The organism is Gemmiger formicilis (assembly GCF_018784445.1).
In the GTDB taxonomy this organism is placed as follows: Bacteria; Bacillota; Clostridia; order Oscillospirales; family Ruminococcaceae; genus Gemmiger.
The window spans coordinates 1-21,722 of sequence record NZ_WQOH01000029.1 but is presented as its reverse complement, the minus strand read 5'-3'; the positions used below and the strand labels follow the sequence as shown (position 1 = coordinate 21,722).

General features: G+C 59.5%; 17 protein-coding genes and 2 tRNA genes. 15 read left to right on the top strand and 4 right to left on the bottom strand.

Features of this window, described 5'->3' with window-relative positions; translation table 11 throughout:
* Nucleotides 1-107 precede the first annotated feature (107 nt).
* The 12 genes from gyrA (at nucleotide 108) to GPK89_RS09545 (ending at nucleotide 12,579) form a co-directional block, all read left to right on the top strand.
* On the top strand, nucleotides 108-2,687 hold the full coding sequence (gene gyrA / locus GPK89_RS09595; RefSeq protein WP_215692637.1) for a DNA gyrase subunit A: 2,580 nt from the start codon (nucleotides 108-110) through the stop codon (nucleotides 2,685-2,687).
* A 112-nt stretch (nucleotides 2,688-2,799) separates the two neighbouring features.
* Nucleotides 2,800-4,191: a tRNA uridine-5-carboxymethylaminomethyl(34) synthesis GTPase MnmE gene (mnmE, locus tag GPK89_RS09590; protein ID WP_215692635.1), complete on the top strand. Its 1,392-nt coding sequence runs from the start codon at nucleotides 2,800-2,802 to the stop codon at nucleotides 4,189-4,191.
* 326 nt (nucleotides 4,192-4,517) lie between these two features.
* Nucleotides 4,518-4,673 carry a hypothetical protein gene (locus GPK89_RS16265; RefSeq protein ID WP_252261617.1) on the top strand — a complete coding sequence of 52 codons (156 nt, stop codon included), beginning with the start codon at nucleotides 4,518-4,520 and terminating at the stop codon, nucleotides 4,671-4,673.
* Complete coding sequence (locus GPK89_RS16260) at nucleotides 4,651-4,818, top strand: DUF559 domain-containing protein (protein WP_252261616.1); 168 nt, start codon at nucleotides 4,651-4,653, stop codon at nucleotides 4,816-4,818. The genes GPK89_RS16265 and GPK89_RS16260 overlap by 23 nt, the downstream gene beginning before the upstream one ends.
* 17 nt (nucleotides 4,819-4,835) lie before the next feature.
* Nucleotides 4,836-6,716: a tRNA uridine-5-carboxymethylaminomethyl(34) synthesis enzyme MnmG gene (mnmG, locus tag GPK89_RS09580; protein WP_215692633.1), complete on the top strand. Its 1,881-nt coding sequence runs from the start codon at nucleotides 4,836-4,838 to the stop codon at nucleotides 6,714-6,716.
* 116 nt (nucleotides 6,717-6,832) lie between these two features.
* Complete coding sequence (rsmG, locus tag GPK89_RS09575) at nucleotides 6,833-7,537, top strand: 16S rRNA (guanine(527)-N(7))-methyltransferase RsmG (RefSeq protein ID WP_215692631.1); 705 nt, start codon at nucleotides 6,833-6,835, stop codon at nucleotides 7,535-7,537.
* 180 nt (nucleotides 7,538-7,717) lie between these two features.
* Nucleotides 7,718-8,584 (top strand): ParB/RepB/Spo0J family partition protein, encoded by an 867-nt coding sequence (locus GPK89_RS09570; protein WP_252261615.1) that lies wholly within the window; start codon nucleotides 7,718-7,720, stop codon nucleotides 8,582-8,584.
* 290 nt (nucleotides 8,585-8,874) lie between these two features.
* Entirely contained in the window at nucleotides 8,875-9,639 is a 765-nt protein-coding gene (locus GPK89_RS09565; RefSeq protein ID WP_215692629.1) for a ParA family protein, read from the top strand.
* Nucleotides 9,640-9,651: 12 nt separating this feature from the next.
* Nucleotides 9,652-10,530 (top strand): ParB/RepB/Spo0J family partition protein, encoded by an 879-nt coding sequence (locus tag GPK89_RS09560; RefSeq protein ID WP_215692627.1) that lies wholly within the window; start codon nucleotides 9,652-9,654, stop codon nucleotides 10,528-10,530.
* Between the two features lie 326 nt (nucleotides 10,531-10,856).
* A complete protein-coding gene (gene serS, locus GPK89_RS09555; protein ID WP_215692626.1) occupies nucleotides 10,857-12,164 on the top strand; it encodes a serine--tRNA ligase in 1,308 nt (435 codons plus the stop codon).
* A gap of 172 nt (nucleotides 12,165-12,336) precedes the next feature.
* Nucleotides 12,337-12,413 (top strand) — tRNA-Met (locus GPK89_RS09550).
* Between the two features lie 91 nt (nucleotides 12,414-12,504).
* Nucleotides 12,505-12,579, top strand: a tRNA-Glu gene (locus GPK89_RS09545).
* A gap of 319 nt (nucleotides 12,580-12,898) precedes the next feature.
* On the opposite strand, the gene GPK89_RS09540 is transcribed toward GPK89_RS09545, so the two are convergent.
* Nucleotides 12,899-14,230: an Ig-like domain-containing protein gene (locus GPK89_RS09540; protein ID WP_215692625.1), complete on the bottom strand. Its 1,332-nt coding sequence runs from the start codon at nucleotides 14,228-14,230 to the stop codon at nucleotides 12,899-12,901.
* 188 nt (nucleotides 14,231-14,418) lie between these two features.
* On the opposite strand from GPK89_RS09540, the gene GPK89_RS09535 reads away from it, so the two are divergent.
* The 3 genes from GPK89_RS09535 to GPK89_RS09525 all read left to right on the top strand — a co-directional run bounded on the left by GPK89_RS09535 (nucleotide 14,419) and on the right by GPK89_RS09525 (nucleotide 17,521).
* On the top strand, nucleotides 14,419-14,985 hold the full coding sequence (locus tag GPK89_RS09535) for a M48 family metallopeptidase (protein ID WP_215692624.1): 567 nt from the start codon (nucleotides 14,419-14,421) through the stop codon (nucleotides 14,983-14,985).
* 181 nt (nucleotides 14,986-15,166) lie between these two features.
* Entirely contained in the window at nucleotides 15,167-16,600 is a 1,434-nt protein-coding gene (locus tag GPK89_RS09530) for a lipopolysaccharide biosynthesis protein (protein ID WP_215692623.1), read from the top strand.
* Nucleotides 16,601-16,771: 171 nt separating this feature from the next.
* A complete protein-coding gene (locus GPK89_RS09525; RefSeq protein WP_215692622.1) occupies nucleotides 16,772-17,521 on the top strand; it encodes a nitroreductase family protein in 750 nt (249 codons plus the stop codon).
* Between the two features lie 150 nt (nucleotides 17,522-17,671).
* Here GPK89_RS09525 and GPK89_RS09520 read toward each other — a convergent pair whose 3' ends face one another.
* The 3 genes from GPK89_RS09520 to GPK89_RS09510 form a co-directional block, all read right to left on the bottom strand.
* Nucleotides 17,672-18,382 carry a prepilin-type N-terminal cleavage/methylation domain-containing protein gene (locus tag GPK89_RS09520; protein WP_215692621.1) on the bottom strand — a complete coding sequence of 237 codons (711 nt, stop codon included), beginning with the start codon at nucleotides 18,380-18,382 and terminating at the stop codon, nucleotides 17,672-17,674.
* 15 nt (nucleotides 18,383-18,397) lie between these two features.
* Nucleotides 18,398-20,284, bottom strand: a complete 1,887-nt coding sequence (locus GPK89_RS09515; protein WP_215692620.1) for an LTA synthase family protein — start codon at nucleotides 20,282-20,284, stop codon at nucleotides 18,398-18,400.
* 188 nt (nucleotides 20,285-20,472) lie between these two features.
* Nucleotides 20,473-21,252 (bottom strand): type III pantothenate kinase, encoded by a 780-nt coding sequence (locus tag GPK89_RS09510; RefSeq protein WP_215692619.1) that lies wholly within the window; start codon nucleotides 21,250-21,252, stop codon nucleotides 20,473-20,475.
* Nucleotides 21,253-21,722: the final 470 nt, after the last annotated feature.

The following is a 21,722-nucleotide window of genomic DNA, read 5'->3' as shown; positions in this document are numbered from 1 at the left end:
AACGATCCGTTTGTGGGCAATAACGCAAAGTTGAGGGCCGGGCATGCCCGGCCCCTACGGTGCAGTAAAATTAGTAAGTTCAAGTAAGATTGAGTTAAGGTGATACAATGGAAGAAAACATCATCATGGTGCCGGGGTCCGGTACTAAGGTCATTGTGCGCGATGTGAAACAGGAGATCGAGACGGCGTTCCTGGACTACTCGATGTCCGTTATCGTGGCGCGTGCTTTGCCCGATGTGCGCGACGGCCTGAAACCCGTCCACCGCCGCATCCTGTACACGATGCACGAGCGCGGCAACGACCCGCAGCACCCCTACCGCAAATCCGCCGATACCGTCGGTGCGGTGCTTGGCTCGTACCACCCCCACGGCGATGCGTCGGTCTATGATGCCATGGTCCGTCTGGCACAGGATTTCAGCCTGCGCTACCCGCTGGTTGATGGCCAGGGCAACTTCGGTTCCGTTGACGGCGATCCCCCGGCTGCTTACCGTTACACCGAGGCCCGTATGTCCAAGATGGCCTGCGAGATGCTGACGGATATCGAGAAGGAGACCATCGACTGGGATCCCAACTTTGATGAAACCAAGAAGGAACCCCACGTCCTGCCCAGCCGCTTCCCGAACCTGCTGGTCAACGGCAGTCAGGGCATTGCGGTCGGTATGGCTACGAACATCCCGCCCCACAACCTGCGCGAGATCGTCAACGGCATGGTCGCCCTGATGGACGACCCCGAAATCGACCTGGCCGGGCTGATGGAATACGTCAAAGGCCCCGACTTCCCGACCGGCGGCATCATCATGGGCCGCAGCGGCATCCGCGCAGCCTACGCCACGGGCCGCGGCAAAATCACCCTGCGCGGCCGCGCCGAAATCGTCGAGAAGAAGAACGGCCGCTATGAAATCCTAATCAGCGAAATTCCCTACATGGTCAACAAGACCCGCCTCATCGAGTCCATTGCGGACCTTGTGAAGGATAAGCGCATTGAGGGCATCAGCGACCTGAACGACGAATCCTCCAGCCGCACCGGCATGAAGATCGTCATTGAAATCAAGAAGGACGCGAACCCCCAGGTCGTGCTGAACCAGCTCTACCGCTACACCCAGCTGCAGGACACCGTGGGTGTCATTATGCTGGCGCTGGACGACGGTGTGCCCAAAATCATGAGCCTTAAGACCATGATGGAGCGCTACATCGAGTTCCAGATGCAGGTCATCCGCCGCAGAACCGCCTTTGATTTGCGCAAGGCGAAGGAGCGTGAGCACATCCTTGAAGGCCTGCACAAGGCCGTCGACATCGTCGATGAAATTATCGCGACCATCCGCGCCTGCAAGGGCGGCTTTGCCGAGGCACGCCAGGCCGTCATGGACAATTTCGGCTTCGACGAGCCGCAGGCGGACGCAATCGTCAAGCTGCAGTTGGGCCGCTTGGCCGGTCTGGAAATCCTGAAAATCGAGCAGGAGTTGGGCGAGCTGCGCGAGGCCATCGCCGATTATGAGGATATCCTCGCCAATGACGAGCACGTCAAGCGCATCGTTAAGACCGACCTGACCACGCTGGCCGACAAGTACGGCGACGAACGCCGCACTTCCATCGAGGCTGTGTCCGGCGAGGTCGACATCGAGGATCTGATCCCCGAGGAAACCTGCGTCTTTACGCTGACCCACGAGGGGTATATCAAGCGCACCACGCTGGATACCTACCAGGCACAGAACCGCGGCGGCCGCGGTGTGCAGGGCATGACCCAGAAGGACGAGGACTTCACCGAGGAAATGTATGTCGGCTCAACGCATGACTATATGCTGTTCCTGACGAATCAGGGCCGTGTCTACCGCCTGAAGGGCTACCAGGTACCCGAGGGCAGCCGCACCGCCAAGGGCAGCCATATCGTGAACCTGCTGCAGCTGCAGGAGGGCGAGAAGGTCACACTGATGCTGCAGCAGAAGGCCGACGTGGACGAGGATAACACCTACGCGACGATGATCACGAAGCAGGGTCTTATCAAGCGCACGCCGCTGTCCCACTTCCGCAACATCCGCAAGGCGGGCCTGATTGCCATTGCCCTGAATGAGGGCGACAGCTTGGTTTGGAGCCACCTGACGAAGGGCGACGATGAAATTATTGTCGCCACACACGACGGCGCGGCCATCCACTTTACCGAGGATGGTGCCCGCGCCATGGGCCGTACCGGCCACGGTGTCCGCGTTATCAAACTGCGCGAGGGCGACTATGTCGTCGGCGCCGGCGTCTGCCGCCCGGGTGCCACTGTGCTGACCATCAGCGAAGAGGGCAAGGGCCGCCGCAGCCGCATCGACGATTACCGCATTACGAAGCGCGGCGGCTTGGGCATCCGCAACTACTCCAACGGCAATGTGGCGGGCATCAAGATCGTGGACGACACCGATGATCTGATTTTGATCAGCCAGAACGGCATCCTGATCCGCATCCATGCGTCGGACATCAACATCCAGAGCCGCTACGGCAGCGGTGTCCGCGTCATGCGCCTGGTCGAGGATGACAAGGTGGCCGTGGTCGCCCGTGTCGACCGCGACAACGAAGCCGAGACCGCGAAAATCGAGGATACCGGCGAGACTGACCCGACCCCTGAGGAACTGGCAGCCATTGAGGCGGAGGAGCTTGCCCAGGAGGCCGCAGAGGATAACGCAGCCGATACCAACGACGAAGAATAACCCTACTTTCTTTGCAAAGAAAGTAAGCAAAGAAACTCCAAAATAGCAAACCGTGAAGGGGAGGCCGGGTTGGCCTCTCCTTTTTGGTAAAAGAAAAATAAAGGAGTACCACATGGAACATCTGCATACGACCATCTGTGCCCTGGCGACGCCGCCAGGGGAGGGCGGCATTGCCACCATCCGCGTCTCCGGGCCGGACGCCTACGGCATCGTCGGCAAGATTTTTGCGCCGGTGCGGCAGGGCAAGAGCGTTGCCGACGCCAAGGGCTACACCGCCATGCTGGGCCATTACCTGCTGCACGGCGCGGAGATGGACGAGTGCGTGGCACTATTTTTCCGCGCACCGCACTCCTACACCGGCGAGGATGTGATAGAGTTGTCGGTCCACGGCGGCACGGCTATGGCGGACGGCCTGCTGGAAGCGCTGATCACAGCGGGGTGTGCGCCTGCAGGCCCCGGTGAGTTCACCCGCCGCGCACTGGAAAATGGGCGTATGTCGCTGACCCAGGCTGAGGCCGTGATGGAAGTTATCGCGGCGAACGGCCGGCAGGGGGCGGCGCTGGCAAAATCGGCACTGGATGGGCGGCTGGCAAAACGCATTGGCTGCATCCAGACTGCACTGCAAACGCTGAACGCCCACCTGACCGCCTGGGTCGATTACCCCGAGGAGGACGTCCCCGAACTGTCCGACGAGGCGTTTGTGCAAACCTTGACAGAACAGAAGGCCGAGTTGGATGCGCTGATCAATGGGTACAGTGCGGGCGCAGTGCTGCGCCACGGCGTGGACTGCGTGCTGCTGGGCCGCCCCAATGTCGGCAAAAGCACGCTGCTGAACCTGCTTGCCGGGTTCGACCGGGCCATCGTCACGCCGGTGGCAGGCACGACCCGGGATATTGTCGAGCAGGCTGTCCAGCTGGGCAGCGTGCGGCTGAACCTGTTTGACACCGCCGGTGTGCGGGAGGTTGGTGTTGATGGTGACGCGATAGAGGCCGAAGGCATCCGCCGCAGCTGGAAAAAGCTGGACGAAGCTGGGCTGGTGCTGGCGGTGTTCGATGCCGCGCAGCCGCTCTCCGAAGATGATTTGGAGCTGGCCCGCAAATGCCAGGGCCGCCCGGCTATTGCCGTGCTGAATAAGCAGGACCTGGCGGGGGAGCAGGATGTTCCACGTGGAACATTGGAGCCATATTTTAAGAAAATCGTGCCGATGTGCGCGAAGAACGCCGTGGGCTTGCAGGCTTTGACGGACGCCGTGGCAGATCTGTTAGGCACGGCCCAGCTGGACCCGGGTGCCGCCCAGCTGTGCAGCGCGCGGCAGCTTGCCGCGGCGACCCGGGCAAGGGACGCACTGGAGGAAGCCATCCGCGCAAGGCAGGACGGCTTTGGGCTGGACGCCGCCGCCGTCTGCCTGACGGACGCCCTGCAGGCGTTGTGCGATTTGACCGGTGAAGACGCGGCAGAGGCAACGATTGATGAAGTGTTTGAAACATTCTGCGTGGGCAAGTAAGTAAATAATAAGGAGCCTTCCCCCTCTGGGGGAAGGTGGCCGCAGGCCGGATGAGGGGCGAGTTTCCGGCGGCAACTCGGTAAAGGGACAATAGAGTTAAAGTTGCCCCTCATCAGCCGCCTGCGGGCGGCAACTTCCCCCGAGGTGGAAAGCCTTTTGGGGAGAGCCTTCCCTCTGCGGGGGAAGGTGGCCGCAGGCCGGATGAGGGGCAAGTTTCCGACGGTAACTCGGTAAAGGGACAATAGAGTTAAAGTTGCCCCTCATCAGCCGCCTGCGGGCGGCAGCTTCCCCCGAGGGGGGAAGCCTTTAGAAAGTGGAGGCAAACTATGAAAGGCATCAAAACCATAAATCCGTTACGCAAAAATGCCCGAACCCTCCGCAAAGAAATGACCCGGCAGGAACGGCATCTTTGGTATGACTTTCTGAAAAATCTCCCGCAAACGGTCCACCGTCAAAAAAATGATTGGCAATTTTATAGTTGATTTTTATATTCCATCGTGTAAACTGGTAATAGAGCTGGATGGCGCACAGCATACCGAACCGCAGGCTGCCGCGTGCTGCGCTATGGCAACAATGAACTGGATACAAATTTCGCAGGAGTCTGCGAGGATATTCTGCAAAAGATAGGGTAAGAAGGAAAGTATATGGACAAACTAGGAACCTACGACGTCATCGTCATCGGCGCGGGGCACGCCGGTATTGAAGCGGCGCACGCGGCAGCGAAACTGGGGGCAAGGACTGCGGTGTTTACGCTGTCACTGGATTTTATCGGCAATATGCCCTGCAATCCGTCCATCGGCGGCACGGCCAAGGGCCATCTCGTCCGCGAGGTCGATGCCCTGGGCGGGCTGATGGGCATTGCCGCGGACGCCACCTACCTGCAAAGTCGGATGCTGAACCGCGGCAAAGGCCCCGCCGTACACAGCCTGCGCGTGCAGACCGACCGCAAGCGCTACCATATCTGGATGAAACACGCGCTGGAAAAGACCGCCAACCTCGATATCCACCAGGGTGAGATCGTCGGCGTGGATGTACAGGACGGCAAGGTCTGCGGTGTGTACACCAATCTGCACGGCTACTACGGCTGCAAGGCCGTCGTCGTGGCCACCGGCACCAACCTGGGCGGCCGCATTTTCGTCGGCGATGCCCACTATGACAGCGGTCCCGACGGCACCCATGCCGCCACCGAGCTGACAAAATGTCTGGTGGCGCACGGCTTCACGCTGCGCCGCTTCAAGACCGGCACGCCCGCCCGCGTCCACCGCCGCAGCATCGACTTCTCGAAGCTCGAATGCCAGCCCGGCGACCCAGACGATGAATTACAGCCCTTCAGCTTTATGACCCGTGTGCCGATGCACAACAAGGTCAACTGCTACATCGCCTACACAAACCCCGCGACCCACAAGGTCATTCTCGACAACCTGCACCGCTCGCCGCTCTACGGCGGCGACATTCAGGGCGTCGGCCCGCGCTACTGCCCTTCGATTGAGGATAAGGTCGTCCGTTTCAAAGAGAAGGAGCGCCACCCGGTCTTTGTGGAGCCCTGCGGCGAGGACACCGAGGAAATGTACCTGCAGGGCCTTTCGTCCAGCCTGCCCGAGGCCGTGCAGAACGAGATGTACCGCACGATCGCCGGGTTTGAAAATCTCGAGATCATGCGTCCGGCCTACGCCATCGAGTATGACTGCGTAGACCCCACCACCCTGAAGCCTACGCTGGAAAGCAAGGTCGTCAGCGGCATCTACGGCGCGGGGCAGTTCAACGGCACCTCCGGTTACGAGGAAGCCGCCGCCCAGGGCCTGCTGGCCGGCTTAAACGCCGCCCGCCATGCGCTGGGCAAAGAAGAACTTGTGCTGGCGCGGCACACGAGCTACCTGGGCACGCTGGTGGACGACCTGGTCACCAAGGGCGTGATGGACCCCTACCGCATGATGACGAGCCGCAGCGAGTACCGCCTGAGCCTGCGCCAGGACAACGCCGACGAGCGCCTGACACCCATTGGCAGGGAATACGGTCTGGTGGACGATGAGCGGTGGGCCATGTTCTGCCATGACCGCGAGGTCAAGCAGACCGAACTGCACCGGCTGGAGACGACAAGCATCAAATTGGCCGACCTGCGCGCGGCTGCCCCCGAAGGTGCCGAGCTGGGAGAAATCGGCGGCACGGCCATCGAGCTAATGCGCCGCCCCTACATCAACTATGAGTTGGTCGCCAAGGTCATCGGCCGCGGCGAGGGTGTGACCACCGCCATGGCCCAGCGCATCGAGACGGAAATACGCTACGCCGGGTACATTGCCCGCGAGGAACGCATTATCCGGGACATCCAGCGGCATGAAAACGTGAAGATCCCCGAGGATTTCGACTATGCGCCCATCGAGACGATGACGTTGGAATCCCGCGAGAAGCTGGCAAAAATCCGCCCCCGTACCTTGGCCCAGGCCGGGCGGATACCCGGGGTATCACCCAGTGATCTGGCGCAGCTGAGTATTGTGCTGTTGAAGCAAAATAAGGGAACCACCCTGTAGGGGCCGGGCATGCCCGGCCCGCAGCGTAAAATGTATTGCCCCGAAAGGGTAGAAACGGAAAGGTTGAGGGCCGGGCATGCCCGGCCCCTACAAAGCAGTGATAAGGAAAAAAGCAGATGATAGATAAAGCAAGATTAGCCACCAAATGTTCCACATGGAACATCACCCTGACCCCCACCCAGCTGGACTCGCTGGACAAGTACGCCGAGCTGCTGGTCAGCTATAACGAGAAGGTCAATCTGACCGCCATCACCAGCCCCGAGGGCATCGAGGACCGCCACTTTGCGGACAGCCTGCTGTTTGCGGCCCAGCCCGAGGTGCAGGGCAAGATGGTGGACGTCGGCACCGGGGCAGGGTTCCCGGGCATCGTGGCGAAAATCTACAAGCCCGATTTGGCGCTGACCCTGATGGAACCCACCGGCAAGCGGGTGGACTTTTTGAAATACGCCTGTGCCGAACTGGGCCTGACCGGGGTCGAGTTTGCCAAGGAGCGCGCCGAGGAAGCCGCCCGCAAGGTCTGGCGTGAGCAGTTCGACATTGCCAGTGCCCGTGCCGTGGCGGCCCTGCCGGTGCTGAGCGAATACTGCCTGCCGCTGGTCAAGGTGGGCGGGCGGTTCATCGCCATGAAGGGCCCCGAAGCCGATGCCGAGGCTAAGGCTGCGGCCAACGCCCTGAAAAAGCTGGGCGGCCGATATGAGGAAACCCGGCAGTTCACCCTGCCGGACGGCAGTGCGCGGGGACTGGTTTTCTGCAAAAAAATATCGCAAACTCCGACGGTTTACCCCCGAAACGGCGGAAAAATCGCAAAGAAACCGTTGTAACACCGCGAAAAACCGGATATCCGGGCGAACGATTTTTCTTTCCCGGGCGTATAAAATATGCTATGCTTTTTGTAGAAAAAAGCATAGCATATTTTTATGGGCCGCTTTTGTAGGGGCCGGGCATACCCGGCCCTCAGCTTTGCGGCAGGCATACAGTAAACCCAGGGGGAGGAACCGAAATTGCCAAAGAATGATATCCAAAAGCAGGGCCGTATTTTAATGCTGCCGGTGGATTGCATCGAGCCGTCGCCCTACCAGGCCCGCACCGCCTTTGATGAGCCGGAAATCGCTGCGCTGGCGGTCAGCATTTTGCAAAACGGTCTGCTGCAGCCCATCAGCGTGCGGCGGGTCGGTATCCGCAAATACCAGCTTGTGGCGGGGAAACGCCGGCTGCGTGCCTGCCGCCTGGCCAAGCTGGACAAGGTCCCTGCGATTCTGGCCGACTACGACGACAGCGAGTCCGCCGCGCTGGGACTTCTCGAAAATCTGCAGCGCAGCCAGCTGGATCCGTTTGACACGGCGCGGGGCATCAAGGAGGTCATCCGCCTGTGGGGCTGCACCCAGGCCGAGGCCGCGCGGCGGCTGGGCTTGAGCCAGCCCGCCCTTGCCAACAAACTGCGGCTGCTGACCCTGACGCCGGAACAGCAGCAGCTTTGCACGGCTAACCATTTGAGTGAGCGCCACGCCCGCGCCGCCCTGCGCCTGCCCGAGGGCCGCCGCACAGCCGCGCTGGAAAAGATGGCGCGGGACAAAATGAGTGTGCGCCAGGCGGACAAGCTCGTGGATCAGATGTTGACCGCGCCAAACGCCCCCAGCCCCTGCCGCCGCACGATCCCCATGGTGCGGGATGTGCGGTTCTTTGTAAACACGCTGCAGCACGCGGTGGATTTGATGACCCAGAAGGGGATAGCCGCCACGACGCACTGCGATAAGCATGACGGATGTTTGGAGTACATAGTGAGGATACCGGTCAGCAGTGACGGGACCGTAGGCAAGCAGGAGGACGCCCCCAAGAAGGAGGACAGCGAGTTTGCGGTGAAGGTGTGAGGAAGAAAAGCTTTCCCCCCTTAGAGGAAAGGTGGCCAAAAGCCGGATGAGGGGCGGCGTAAGGGTGCCGCTCGGTAAAGAGGGCCGTAGAGCCAAGGCCGCCCCTCATCAGTCTGCTTCGCAGACAGCTTCTCCCAAGGGAGAAGCCTTTGCCCCGGTAAATGTTCCACGTGGAACATTTACCGGGGCTTTTTTCTGTTTAACCCCTTTTTTATCCCCAATTTTTGTGCTATAATAATACCAAGCGGCCCTGTGCCGCCCAAAAAACGCAAAAATAGGGGAGGTACGGCGTGGCAAAAGTCATCGCAATAGCAAACCAGAAGGGCGGCGTTGGCAAAACCACCACCGCCGTCAACCTGAGTGCCTGTGTGGCGGCGCTGGGTAAGAAGGTCCTGATCGTGGATCTGGACCCCCAGGGCAACACCACCTCCGGGTACGGAATATCCAAAAACAAGGTCGAGGCCGACACCTACACCTGCCTGATCGACGACGAGGACGTCCGCGGGGCCATCGTGAAAACCGAGTACAACGCGGATCTTTTACCCTCCAACACCCAGCTGGCGGGTGCTCCCATCGAGCTTGTCTCGGTGCCCCGGCGTGAGATGCGTCTGCGCACCGTCTTAGCACCGGTCGTGCCGCTCTACGACTACATCTTCATCGACTGCGCACCGTCGCTCGACCTGCTGACCGTCAATGCCCTCTGCGCGGCGGACACGGTCATCATCCCGATGCAGTGCGAATTCTTCGCGCTGGAAGGATTGAGCGAACTGATGACGACCCTAAAGACCGTGCGCAAAAAGTACAACCGCTACCTGGACATCGAGGGCGTGCTCTTCACGATGTATTCCGGGCGGCTGAACCTGACGATGCAGGTCGTCGCGCAGGTCAAAAAGTACTTTGGCGACAAGGTCTACCGCGCCGTCATCCCTCGCACCGTGCGCCTGAGCGAGGCACCCAGCTTTGGTATGCCCATCAATTTCTATGAGCCGAACGGCAAGGGCTGCGACGCCTACATGGAACTGGCGCGGGAATTTTTAGCCAACAACGAACGGTAAGGAGGGACGCCCATGGCAAAAAAAAAGCTGGGCGGGCTTGGCAAAGGACTGGACAGCCTGTTTGCCGAACTGCCCGATATCAGCGATGAGCCGTCCAGCTCGACCCTGCCGCTGCGGGAAATCGAGCCGGACCCCGAACAGCCCCGCAAACGCTTTGACGAGGATGCGCTGAATCAGCTGGCCGACAGCATCACCGAAAACGGCCTGCTGCAGCCCATCGCGGTGCGGCCTAAAAAGGTGGGCACCGGGTACATCATCATTGCGGGCGAGCGCCGCTGGCGTGCCGCCCGGCTGGCGGGCCTGGACGAGGTCCCGGTCATCATCAAGGATGTGACCGACGAGCAGGCCGCCGCGTTGGCACTGATCGAAAACCTGCAGCGCGAGGACCTGGACCCCATCGAGGTGGCCGAGGGCTGCCGACAGCTCATCGACAAGTACGGCCTGACCCAGGAGAGCGCCGCCAAAAAGCTGGGCAAAAGCCGCAGCGCCGTCACCAACAGCCTGCGCCTGCTGGCCCTTCCCGAGGATGTGCGCCGCATGGTCAGCGCGGGCAAGCTGAGCTTCGGCCACGCAAAGGTGCTGCTGGGCCTGCCCAGCGCCGAGCTGATGCAGCAGGCCGCCGCCGAGGTCGTCGCACAGAATTTGAATGTGCGCCAGACCGAGGCCCTGTGCAAAAAGCTGGCCAAGCCCGCCAAGCCGCCGAAGGAAAAGGATAACTTCACCCGCCCGAAGCGTGCCGTCGAGGTCGAAGCCGCCCTGAAAGAGGTGACCGGCAGCGAGGTCCACGTGGAATACAAGGACGGAAAAGGCTCGCTGAAAATCGACTTTTACAGCGACGATATGCTGCAAAAGTTCGTGAGCCTGCTGGGAATGTATGACCCGGAAGGGTGAGCAGCCGTTATAAAGCCTTCCCCCTTGGGGCTGCGCCCGCAGGCGCGTGTCGGAGCGCAACCGCCGTAGGCGGCTCTTAGCGCGTAGACTGAAGGTGGCCGCAGGCCGGATGAGGGGCAAGTTTCCGGCAATGACCCGCTGACGCGCAATGAAGATGAACTTTTCCCTCATCAGCCGCCTGCGGGCGCAGCCCCGAGGGGAAAGCCTTGTAGGGGCGGGGTATGCCCCGCCCGCAGCCTACCCATAAAATGCTATTTATTTGTAAAGCCGAGGGCCGGATATGTCCGGCCCCTACAAAAGCAAATATTGAATAGAGGAGTACCACTATGTTAGACATTCGTTTTGTCCGTGAAAACCCGGACGCTGTCAAGGAAAACATCAAGAAAAAGTTCCAGGACGCCAAGCTGCCCCTCGTCGATGAGGTCATCAAGCTCGACGCCGAGTACCGCGCCGCCATCGGCGAGGCCAGCGACCTGCGCGCAAACCGCAACAAGCTGTCCAAGCAGATCGGCGCACTGATGGGCCAGGCCAAGAAGGACCCCAGCAAGGCCGCCGAGGCCGAGGAAATCAAGAAGCAGGTCACCGCCCAGGCTGACCGCCTGAAGGAGCTGGAAGCCAAGGAGACTGAGCTGCAGGCCAAGATTCAGGAGATCATGTACACGATCCCCCAGATGATCGACCCCAGCGTGCCCATCGGCCCCGACGACAGCCATAACGTCGAGGTCCAGCGCTTCGGCGAGCCGGTCGTGCCTGACTACCCCATTCCGTACCATGTTGACATTATGGAGAGCTTCGACGGCATCGACCTCGACGCCGCCGGCCGCGTCTCCGGCAACGGCTTCTATTACCTGCTGGGCGACATTGCCCGCCTGCATGAGGCTGTGCTGGCCTACGCCCGCGATTTCATGATCGACAAGGGCTTTACCTATGTCATCCCGCCGTTCATGATGCACGGCGATGTGGTCAAGGGTGTTATGTCCTTCCCTGAAATGGACGCTATGATGTACAAAATCGAGGGCGAGGATCTGTACCTGATCGGCACGTCCGAGCACACCATGATTGGCCGCTTCATCGACCAGACGCTGGACGGCGCCAAGCTGCCCCTGACCCTGACCAGCTACAGCCCCTGCTTCCGCAAGGAGAAGGGCGCCCACGGCATCGAGGAGCGCGGCATCTACCGCATCCACCAGTTCGAGAAGCAGGAGATGATCGTCGTCTGCAAGCCCGAGGACAGCATGGATTGGTACGATAAGCTGTGGAAGAACTCCGTCGAGCTGTTCCGCTCCATGGAGATCCCTGTCCGCCAGCTGGAGTGCTGCTCCGGCGATCTGGCCGATCTGAAGGTCAAGAGCTGCGATATCGAGGCTTGGAGCCCGCGCCAGCAGAAGTACTTTGAGGTCTGCTCCTGCTCCAACCTGGGCGATGCCCAGGCCCGCCGCCTGCGCATCCGCTTTAAGGATGAGAATGGCAAGACCCAGCTGGCCCACACGCTGAACAACACCTGCGTGGCCCCGCCGCGTATGCTGATCGCCTTCCTGGAAAACCACCTGCAGGCCGACGGCACCGTCACCATCCCCGAGGTCCTGCGCCCCTACATGGGCGGCAAGGCCGTGTTGGTGCCCAACAAGAAGTAATTTTGAAAGAGCCTTCCCCTTTTGGGGAAGCTTTTAGAGTTTTTCCCGCATTGCACCCGCAATGCGGGATTTTTTTTGTATTTTTTGAATTTTTTCGGGGAAAACTACTTGACATAGGGGGCACTGTCGGCTATAATAATATAGCGTTCTCGAGAGCGCAGCTCACAAATGTGGCGGTATAGCTCAGTTGGCTAGAGCATTCGGTTCATACCCGAAGTGTCACCGGTTCAAATCCAGTTACCGCTACCACATGATACAAGGTTTCGCTAAAATACTTGGGGGTCGGTTGCAATAGTAGCCGATAAGTTGCTTGCTGTTTTAGCGAAATCTTGTATTATATGGCCCGTTGGTCAAGCGGTTAAGACACGGCCCTTTCACGGCTGTAACATGGGTTCGATTCCCGTACGGGTCACCAAAAAGCACTACTTCATTTGAGGTAGTGCTTTTTTCTTTATATTTACTTTTCAACAGGTGTCGGGCGTAAATGGTGACCCATACGGGAATCGAAAAGCCCGGGCCCTGCGTCCGCGTCCCGCAGGGCAAAAACAGTCCTGCGGACTGTTTTTAGGGCGGGGGAGATGGACGTATGGGTCACCAAAAAGCACCAGAATTTAGCGTTTTGTTAGATTTTGGTGCTTTTTATTTTTGCTCTGCTAAAAATATGATGCTATATAGTGAATTTTTGAAATTACTTGTGGTATAGTTATACTAGATTTAAAATCAGGATATTCCTCTTACCCAAACGTGCAGCACCAAATAGTTTTACCGCCAATCTCAAAATAACAGCAAATACCAATTTGCGTAAAATTGGGGTTCATAATAACGGCGTAATGGCTGGGGCTGTTTTGCCAACCGCTACAAACTTCGGATGCACTCTTTTGACTTTGAGCGAGAATTTCGGGGGTCTGCGCTCCATCGTGGGACAACGTATTATTTTTTAACTGGTAGTCACATCTACTATAAGCAATGCTGTCAAGACTGCTACTGGCGGACAAAGCAGAAAGACCACCAGCCGCGCGCATGGCATTGATATTGTTGAGTACAGCCCAATAGGGGGAATCGGCTTGGTCGATGTACCACCACGTTCCATCGTTCGCATTACTAAACGGAATTGCGCCATATTCAAAACTGGAAGAAGCCGCGGCACTAGAATTTTGTGCCTGACCGCCGGAAGCGGTAGAAGAACCGCTATTGCTGTTGCCCACTGTGCTGGCGGCCTTGGTGGCGACCGTGACTTCACATTCAGCCGTCACACCGTTTACATCAACTGTAATAGTGGCCGTACCGTCAGCAATAGCGGTGACATTGCCCTCCGCGTCCACCGTGGCAACGGTTTCGTCACTGCTGGTATAAGTAACATTGTCGGCAAGGGCTTCTTCGGGAGCAACAGTATAGGTAAGCTGTGCCGTTTCCTCGGGCTGCAGGGTCAGCGCGGTGTCGCTCAATTCGACGCTTTCAATCGCAGGCAGAACCGTGACCTGGCAGACAGCCGCAAGCTCCGTGCCGTCCACAGCGGCGGTGATATCCGCTTCGCCAGCCGCCACGGCTGTGACCTCGCCCGCGTCGCTGACCGTGGCAATGGCATCGTCGGAAGAAGTGTAAGTAATGGCAACATGGGTCGCGTCCTCCGGGGCCACGGCGGTTTCCAGCGCGGCGGCTTCACCAGTGGTCAGGGTCAGCGTGTCCGTGGTGGTAATGTCCGTCGGCGTGACAACGACCTCAATCGTCTTGCTGGCAGTGAGGGTGCCGTCCTGGCTGGACAGCGCTACCTCGGCCGTGCCCGCCTTGAGCGCGGCAAGGTTGCCGAAGTCGTCTACCATTACGACGGTGGGATCGCTGGACACATAGCCTATGCCCAGTGCGTCCAGCTTTTTGGCAAGGGCGGCGCTCTCGGGCGTTGCACCGTCAAAAATGTATTCGGGTTCGGCGGTGATGACCGCGCCTTTTTCCAGGCTGTCCGGCAGGTCCAGCGCTACGCCGGTGATCTGGACGCCGCAGCCTGCCAGACTGGCCGCCAGCACGCAGGAAACGGAGAGTGCAAGTAACGTCTGATGAGTAGATTTCATAGCAAATACGTCCTTTCTGTTTGCAGCTTATCAGTAGGTTCACTCTCTATATAGGGGCACGGCGGCGAAAAGTTAAGACAAATGCGAAAAAATTTCAGGCGGGCGGCGTGTCCGCCTTTTTGCTTGCACTTTGGCACAAATGCGTGTACAATATTGCATATATTCTTTATAAAAAAGGGGGCGGCAGTTTGGCGGCACAAAAGGTGCAGCAACGCACGGCGGGGGGCATTGCCTACACACTGACGCGGCGGCGGGTGCGCAATATCAACCTGCGCGTGCGGGCCGATGGTTCCGTGGCGGCCAGTGCGGCGGTGCGGGTGCCGGTAAGCTATGTGGATGCCTTTGTGGCCGCACGGGCCGATTGGGTGCGCAGCGCACAGGCCCGGGCCGCCGTCCGGCGCGAGCGCGAGGAGGCCGAGCGCCCCGAGCTGCCCGCAAAGGCAGACGCACTGGCCCATATGCAGGCGCTTTGCCGGGTATACTATCCGCAGTTTGCGGCCAGCTGCCCGGGCGGGCATATGCCAAAAATCGCCGTGCGGGACATGACCACCCGCTGGGGGTCGTGCAGCCTGCGCACCGGCACGCTGGCCTTTGCGCGGCGGCTCTGTGTGATGCCGCTGGCGGCGCAGGAATATGTGGTCGTACATGAATTTTGCCATTTTGCCCACCCGGACCACAGCCCGGCGTTTTGGGCGGCCGTAGCAAGGGTCATGCCGGATTATAAACAGAGGGAAAAGTTGTTGAAAATGCGGTGACGGCCGTAAAAGCCTTCCCCCTGGGGGGAAGGTGGCCGTAAGGCCGGATGAGGGGCGTGTTTATGGATGCCGCCCGGGAAAGGGGCAACAGCGGCAGACCTGCCCCTCATCAGCCGCCTGCGGGCGGCAGCTTCCCCCCAAGGGGAAGCCAAAGAATCTACCCAAAAGGGAGGTACACACCTTGCCATCTCCACAGAAAAAATACACGACGCTTGTCAGCAATACGCTGTTGTTTGCCATCTCCAACTTCAGCTCCAAGCTGCTCAGCTTCTTCATCCGGCCTTACTTGAGCTACGCGCTGGACTCGCCGGACGTCATGGGCGTGTCGAGCCTTTTGCAGCAGGCCACCAACCTGCTCATCCCGGTGGTCAGCCTGGGCGTGGCCTACGCGGTCATCAGGTTTGGCCTGGATAAGGAAACCGACAAATCCAGCGTGTTCGTCAACGGTGCGGCTACGATCAGCCTGGGCTTTGTGGTGCTGCTGCTGGCCATGCCGCTGGTGCGGCTGATACCCAATGCGGCGGAATATCTGGGCTTTTTGTACCTTTGCGTGCTGGCAAGCTGCCTGCGCACGCTGTGTACCCAGTTCATCCGCGCGCGGATGCTGAACCGGCTGGTGGCGATAGACGGCGTGCTGACGACGCTGAGCCTGCTGCTGTATTATCTCTTGTTCCTCAGCGTGTTTAAAATGGGTGCGACCGGCTTTTTGCTGGCAAACGCGCTGGCTGATTTGACATCCATGGTGTTTGTGTTCATCGCGGGTGGGTGCTGGCGGTACTTCAAACCCAAAGCGTTCAACACGGCGCTGTGGAAGGATATGCTGCGCTACTGCCTGCCGATGATCCCGGCGTCCATCAGCTTTTGGATCATCAACGCCAGCGATATGTTCTTTGTGCAGGGCATGTGCGAGAACTATGGCGGCCGCAGTGGCAACCACTGGGTCGGCCTGCTGTCGGCGGGGTACTTCCTGCCGCAGATCATCACGATCCTGGGCAGCATCTTCTACGAGGCATGGCAGCTCTCCGCCGTGACCGAGGAGACCGACCGCGAGGCGTTTTTCTCCAAAATTTTCCGCGTGTATGCCAGCGTTTTGTTCTGCTGCGTGGCGGGTATCATCATGCTGTGCCAGGTGCTCATGAGGGTGTTCAAGGCCGAATATTTCGACGCCTGGACGTTCGTGCCGTTCCTGACGCTCTGCTCGATGCTGACCTGCCTGAACCAGTTTTTGAACAGCATCTACGTCGTGTATAAGCGGTCGACCGGGTCGCTGTTCACGATGCTGGCGGGCGCGGTGCTGAACCTGATTCTGAACTACCTGTTCATTCTACATTGGGGGCCGTGGGGCGTCACCCTGGCCAGCTTCCTGAGCCTGATGCTGGTGTTCCTGCTGCGCGCCTACTCCACACGCGGGCTGCTGGAAATAGACTTCCACCCCGCGTGGCTGGTGCTGAACCTGGCGCTGGTGCTGGGCGAGATCTGGTGCATGATGAACCTGGAGCGCTGGGCCCTGCCGGTGGTAGGCATCACCGCGGTGGTCTGCGTCATGAACATCCGCGAGGTGCTGAGCATGCTGGATACGCTGATCGGGAAGTTTTTGAAGAAACGGAAAAATTGATTTTAATTTGCCTTCCCCCTCGGGGGAAGGTGTCTGTGGCCCCGACCACAGACGGATGAGGGGCAAGCTTGCGGTACTGATCCGCTTATGGGTTGCCGCCGGAAGGCTGCCCCTCATCCGGCGCTGCGGCGCCACCTTCCCCCCCGGGGGGAAGGCTTAAAGGAGCTTATTATGGAAAACAACGCTATCCTCTCCGCCCTCACCGCCCGCAAAAGCGTCCGGGTGTTCACCGGCGACCCCATCACCGCCGACGAGCGCGGGGCCATTTTACACGCAGCGTTCCAGGCACCCACGGCGGGCAATCAGCAGCTGTACACGATTCTGGATATCACCGACCCGGCGCTGAAAGCCACGCTGGCGGACCTGTGCGACCACCAGCCGTTCATCGCCAAAGCGCCGCTGGTACTGGTGTTCCTGGCCGACTGCCGCCGCTGGCTGAACGCCTACCATGCGGCAGGCATCGAGGACGTGCGCAAGCCCGGCGCGGGCGATTTGATGCTGGCTATGGCCGACACCTGCATCGCCGCGCAGAACGCCGTCGTCGCCGCGGAATCTATGGGCATCGGCAGCTGCTACATTGGCGACGTCATCGAGAACGTCGAGGCCATGCGGGACGCACTGCACCTGCCGGATTTTGTGGTGCCCGCCTGTATGCTGGTGTTTGGCCGCCCGACCGAACAGCAGCAGCGCCGTCCCAAGCCCGCCCGCTTTGCCGAGGCCGCCGTCGTCTGCGAGAACACCTACCGCGACCGCACCCCCGACGAGCTGCGCGCCGACTTCACCGCCCGCGCCGCCGCCAACGGCCAGCCCGACTACGACTTTGATAAAGCCGTCACCGCCTTTTGCAACCGCAAATACGCCAGCGACTTTTCCCAGGAGATGACCAGAAGCGCAGAGATCTACTGGAAAGAGTTTGAGTAGAAAGCCTTCCCCTTTTAGGGGGGAAGGTGGCCCAAAGGGCCGGATGAGGGGCGCGTTTGCCGCAGGCTGAACGTACCCTGGAAAACAAGAAAAATAAACAACACCCCTTGCATGACAGCCATGCAAGGGGCGTTGTGGCATTAAACAGAGTTATTCTATGGTGTACTTGTTTTTGCCGACCTGGTACCAATTTTTGTGGACTTTATTTTCTTTGTCGGTTCCTGTATAAGATTTTTCTTCGTCTGACTGGCCTGTGAGGGCATCCGTCGCTTTCGGTGTCGGAACGGCTACAAAATCATCATCGTTCTTCACACTGGCCTTGCTGCCGCTGTTCGTGTAGACGACCTGGATGCCGTCGGTGCTGGTGTAGACCAGGTAGAGCAGCTGGCCGTTGCTGTTGAAGGTCAGCGTTTTGACGCTGCCGTCCACCTCGGCCGCCGTTGTAAAGGCCGAAACATCCCCGGGAAAGCTGCCTGCCGGTGCGTCCGTTACGTGCAGCAAATATTGGCCGCTGCCTTCGGTCAGGGCCACGTCACCGCCGGTGATTTCGGGTGCCGATTGCCCGTCCACAGGTGCCCAGTTGTCCAGGCTGTCATCCTTTGCCGCGCCTGCGCCGCTGTTGAGCGGTACATTTACATTGTGCTGCTGCACCTTGGCATACTGGGCCGCACCCAACCGGGTCGCCGCCATCACGCACGCCTGCGCCTCACTGACGGCCTTTTTCTCCTTGCTGGTGTCAATGTACCCGGTCAGCGCGGGCACGGCAAAGCTCGCCGCTATGCCCAAAATCACCAGCACCACCACCAGCTCCACCAGCGTAAAGCCGCCGCGGTCGCGCAGGGTTCGTCTAAGACCTGTCATACGGATTCCTCCCAGTTATTCTGCGGGGGTAAAAATGCTCTGGTCACGCTTGGCGTGCACACCAATGTTGTTGTATTCCAGCGCCAGGTAGCCCTTGGCCCACTCGTCCAGCGCGGGGTCTGTGCCGTACTCGGCTGTGGTGCCGTCCACCTTCATGTAGTCGTTGGCGGCGGTCACGACCGGCGTGTTGTGCTTCATTTCCAGCAGATACTTATAATAATCGCTCAGCGGCAGCCCGGCCTGCTGCAACAGGGTGGGGGTCAGCATCACCATGTCCATGCGGTTCAGCGGGTCGGTGGTGCTGGTGGCGGCGGCCGTGTGCTCCAGCGGGTAGTTCGCCCAGATGAAGAACGGTGTGCTGCGCTCCAAAATCTGCAAATCGTTGTCGGTGGCGGCAAAGCTCGCGTCAGCCACATGCTTGACAAAGCTGGGCGCGTGGTCGCCGGCCATGGCTACAATGACCTTGCGGCCGGTCTTTTCGTACTGCTCGGTGAAATAGTCGCACAGCTCCTGCACGGCGGCGTCGGTCATCTTGATGCAGCTCAGGTACTCGTTCATCAGCTCGTCGTACTCGCCGTAGTCGGTGCCCGCGTGGACAATATCCAGCGAAGCATCGTTCATATCGTAGTCGCCGTGGCTCTGGATGGAGACTAAGAAGCTGAACCGGGGCTTGTCCTCGGGCATGGCCTCGTACATCTTCTCCCAATCCCGGTAGGTGGCGGAGTCCGTCTGGTAGGGGCGGCTGCCATAGTATTCCTGGCTCGTGAAGTCGTCCTGGAAGTGCGTCTCGTCAAAGCCCATGGCCAGCCAGGCAGAGTCGCGGCGGTAGTTGGAGTTGGTGTAGGGGTGGGCGGCCATCGTGGAGTAGCCCAGGCCCTTCAGGTAGCTGACAACGCTGTTGGCGTTGTACAGGTTCAGCCAGTTGAACGGCGTGATGCTGGGCATCAGGATCAGCGAGTTGGAGGTCAGCATCTCATACTCGGTCGAGTTGGTGCCGCCGCCCACGTGGGGGCTGATCGTGTGGCCGTAGACCGAGTTGGGCAGGTTTTTCGTGACCGGCATAATGTCGGTGTCGACCTGCAGGTCGGTCACAAGGTCAAAGTCGTAGAAGCTCTCGGAAAGGATCAGCACGACGTCGGGGTAGTCCTCGGCGCTCTCGGGGCTGGCGGGGGCCACGTAGTCACCGGCTTTCTGTGCGGCGGTCTGCACGGCAGTGTCAGTGTAGTTTTCTGGTTCGATGATGGGGTCGGACATCAGGCTCGTGGCCTCGATGGTTCCGGCCAGGTAGCCGTAGGTGTAGTAGGTGTTCTGCCACGCCCAGCCGTAGGTGGTCTTGGGCTTGATGGTCACAGGCCCGAAGTAGCCGAAGAACATGACGAGGAACACGCCCAGCGCACTGCCCGCCATGCGCACGCCGCGCATCTTCCAGCTGGCGTGCTTGGGGGCGCCCTTGACCAGCTGTGCCTGCACAAAGGCGATTGCCAGAATCGGCAGGTAGAGCAGGGCGATGGTCACAACGTCTTTCGTGATTTTCAGCGTGTAGCTGCCCATGACCTCAGCGGCGGTGCCCAGGTTTAAGATGTCCTGGGGCATCAGCGCTGAACCGTGCAGGTCGCGGGTATAGTAGTTGATGAGCGCGATAACGGTGAACACTGCGCCGGAAATGCCGGTGGCGCGGCTCCACTTGCCCAGCACGGCAAACAGGATCAGCGTCAGGCAGAAGGCCGTCAGGGCGTTCAGCGGCGCGTAGAGCGGCCACTGCAATTGCAGAAAGCTGGGCGTGACGCCGTCGGATAATTCCAGCTGATAGCGGGAGATAAACCCGACCGCCACAGCCAGCAGGCAGGGGAGTACCCCCTGTAAGAGAAATTTCTTCCAGTTGATTTGTTTAAAATGTTGCATGGGTGATGATAAATGCCCTTTCTCTATGAATTTGTACAGAAATATACATAGTGCATTATAACATACCCATTTATAAAAATAAAGTAGGGGCCGGGTATGCCCGGCCCTCAGCCTTATCATTATTGCAGCTTACCCTTTTAGCGAACCGTAGGGGCGGGGCTCTGCTCCGCCAGCCTTAGCCTTATAACTCACTTCCGCGCATTCTTCTTCCAAATCACATACAAACCTTCCAGAATCAGCGTCTCACGGTAGTGTATTTCGGTCGTGCAGGCCGCACGCACACTGTCCGGCAGCGTGCCTGTCGCCACGACCGGGGCCTCGCTTGCCCCCAGCATACCGCGTATCTGCGCCACCATGCCGTCCAGCATGGCCGCCGTGCCGTACACGATGCCGCTGTGCAGGCAGTCCGCCGTGTTGGTTCCCAGCAGCTTGCGGGGGCGGGCCTCCAGCTCCACCTGGGGCAGCTGCGCCGTGTTGCGGATCAGCGCCCCCAGCGAGCACTGCGGCCCGGGCAAAATCGCGCCGCCCACCAGCGCACCGGTGGTATCCACGGCCAGCAGCGTGGTGGCGGTGTCAAAGTTCACCACCACACAAGGTGGCGTGCAGTGCTGCAGCGCACCCACGATGGCGCACAGCAGCTCGCCGCCCAGCTGGGCCGGGTTATCCATGCGGATACGCACCCCGCTTTTCAGCCCGGGGCCGACCTCCATGATCTGGCACTCGCACATCTTGCGCAGGGCCTCGCGCAGGCGCGGCGTCAGCGCCGGCACCACGCTGGAAAAGATGACCGCTGTGATCTGCTGCGGCTCCGCCCCATACAGGGCCAGCATATTTACGATTTTATATAACAGCTCATCGCTGCTCAGTGCGGTGTCCGCAAACAGCCGCGACGAAAACACCAGCTTGCCGTCCGGCGTATACCCGCCGAACGTAATGTTGGAGTTGCCAATATTCAATGCCAGGATCATGGGAAAACCTCATTTCAAACATATTGTCTTTATACTATTATAATAAGGTACAAATTGCAAGACTTTTCCACAACGTCAGCCGAACAATGTTGAAACATATAGCGTAAACGTATCCATTTACCACTCGGTAGGGGCCGGGCGTGCCCGGCCATCCGCCTTGCCGTTACTGCAATTTAATCTTCCATATTGTAGGGAGGGGACTTGCCCCTCCGCCGCACATTGCCTTTATTGCCCCTTACTCCCGCCAGGTCGCCCATGTAGGGGCGGCATACATGCCGCCCGCCCCACCTTCCCATCGCAACCCCTTGTACCTATCACCACCCACCACCCCAATATACACCTTGCCCAAAAATCACTCTCAAAATTTGTCGAAAAAATCAAAAACAGCCCTTGACAAGAGTCATACTCCTTGCTATAATAATCAAGCTGTTTCGCGGCGGACACGCCGCGAAAAGCGCTTCATAACAGCC

Bases quoted from the DNA above. Each gene is read 5' to 3' on its own strand.
- gyrA (WP_215692637.1), top strand. From the start codon at position 108: ATGGAAGAAAACATCATCATGGTGCCGGGGTCCGGTACTAAGGTCATT.
- mnmE (WP_215692635.1), top strand. From the start codon at position 2,800: ATGGAACATCTGCATACGACCATCTGTGCCCTGGCGACGCCGCCAGGG.
- GPK89_RS16265 (WP_252261617.1), top strand. From the start codon at position 4,518: ATGAAAGGCATCAAAACCATAAATCCGTTACGCAAAAATGCCCGAACC.
- GPK89_RS16260 (WP_252261616.1), top strand. From the start codon at position 4,651: ATGATTGGCAATTTTATAGTTGATTTTTATATTCCATCGTGTAAACTG.
- mnmG (WP_215692633.1), top strand. From the start codon at position 4,836: ATGGACAAACTAGGAACCTACGACGTCATCGTCATCGGCGCGGGGCAC.
- rsmG (WP_215692631.1), top strand. From the start codon at position 6,833: ATGATAGATAAAGCAAGATTAGCCACCAAATGTTCCACATGGAACATC.
- GPK89_RS09560 (WP_215692627.1), top strand. From the start codon at position 9,652: ATGGCAAAAAAAAAGCTGGGCGGGCTTGGCAAAGGACTGGACAGCCTG.
- serS (WP_215692626.1), top strand. From the start codon at position 10,857: ATGTTAGACATTCGTTTTGTCCGTGAAAACCCGGACGCTGTCAAGGAA.
- GPK89_RS09540 (WP_215692625.1), bottom strand. From the start codon at position 14,230: ATGAAATCTACTCATCAGACGTTACTTGCACTCTCCGTTTCCTGCGTG.
- GPK89_RS09525 (WP_215692622.1), top strand. From the start codon at position 16,772: ATGGAAAACAACGCTATCCTCTCCGCCCTCACCGCCCGCAAAAGCGTC.
- GPK89_RS09520 (WP_215692621.1), bottom strand. From the start codon at position 18,382: ATGACAGGTCTTAGACGAACCCTGCGCGACCGCGGCGGCTTTACGCTG.
- GPK89_RS09515 (WP_215692620.1), bottom strand. From the start codon at position 20,284: ATGCAACATTTTAAACAAATCAACTGGAAGAAATTTCTCTTACAGGGG.
- GPK89_RS09510 (WP_215692619.1), bottom strand. From the start codon at position 21,252: ATGATCCTGGCATTGAATATTGGCAACTCCAACATTACGTTCGGCGGG.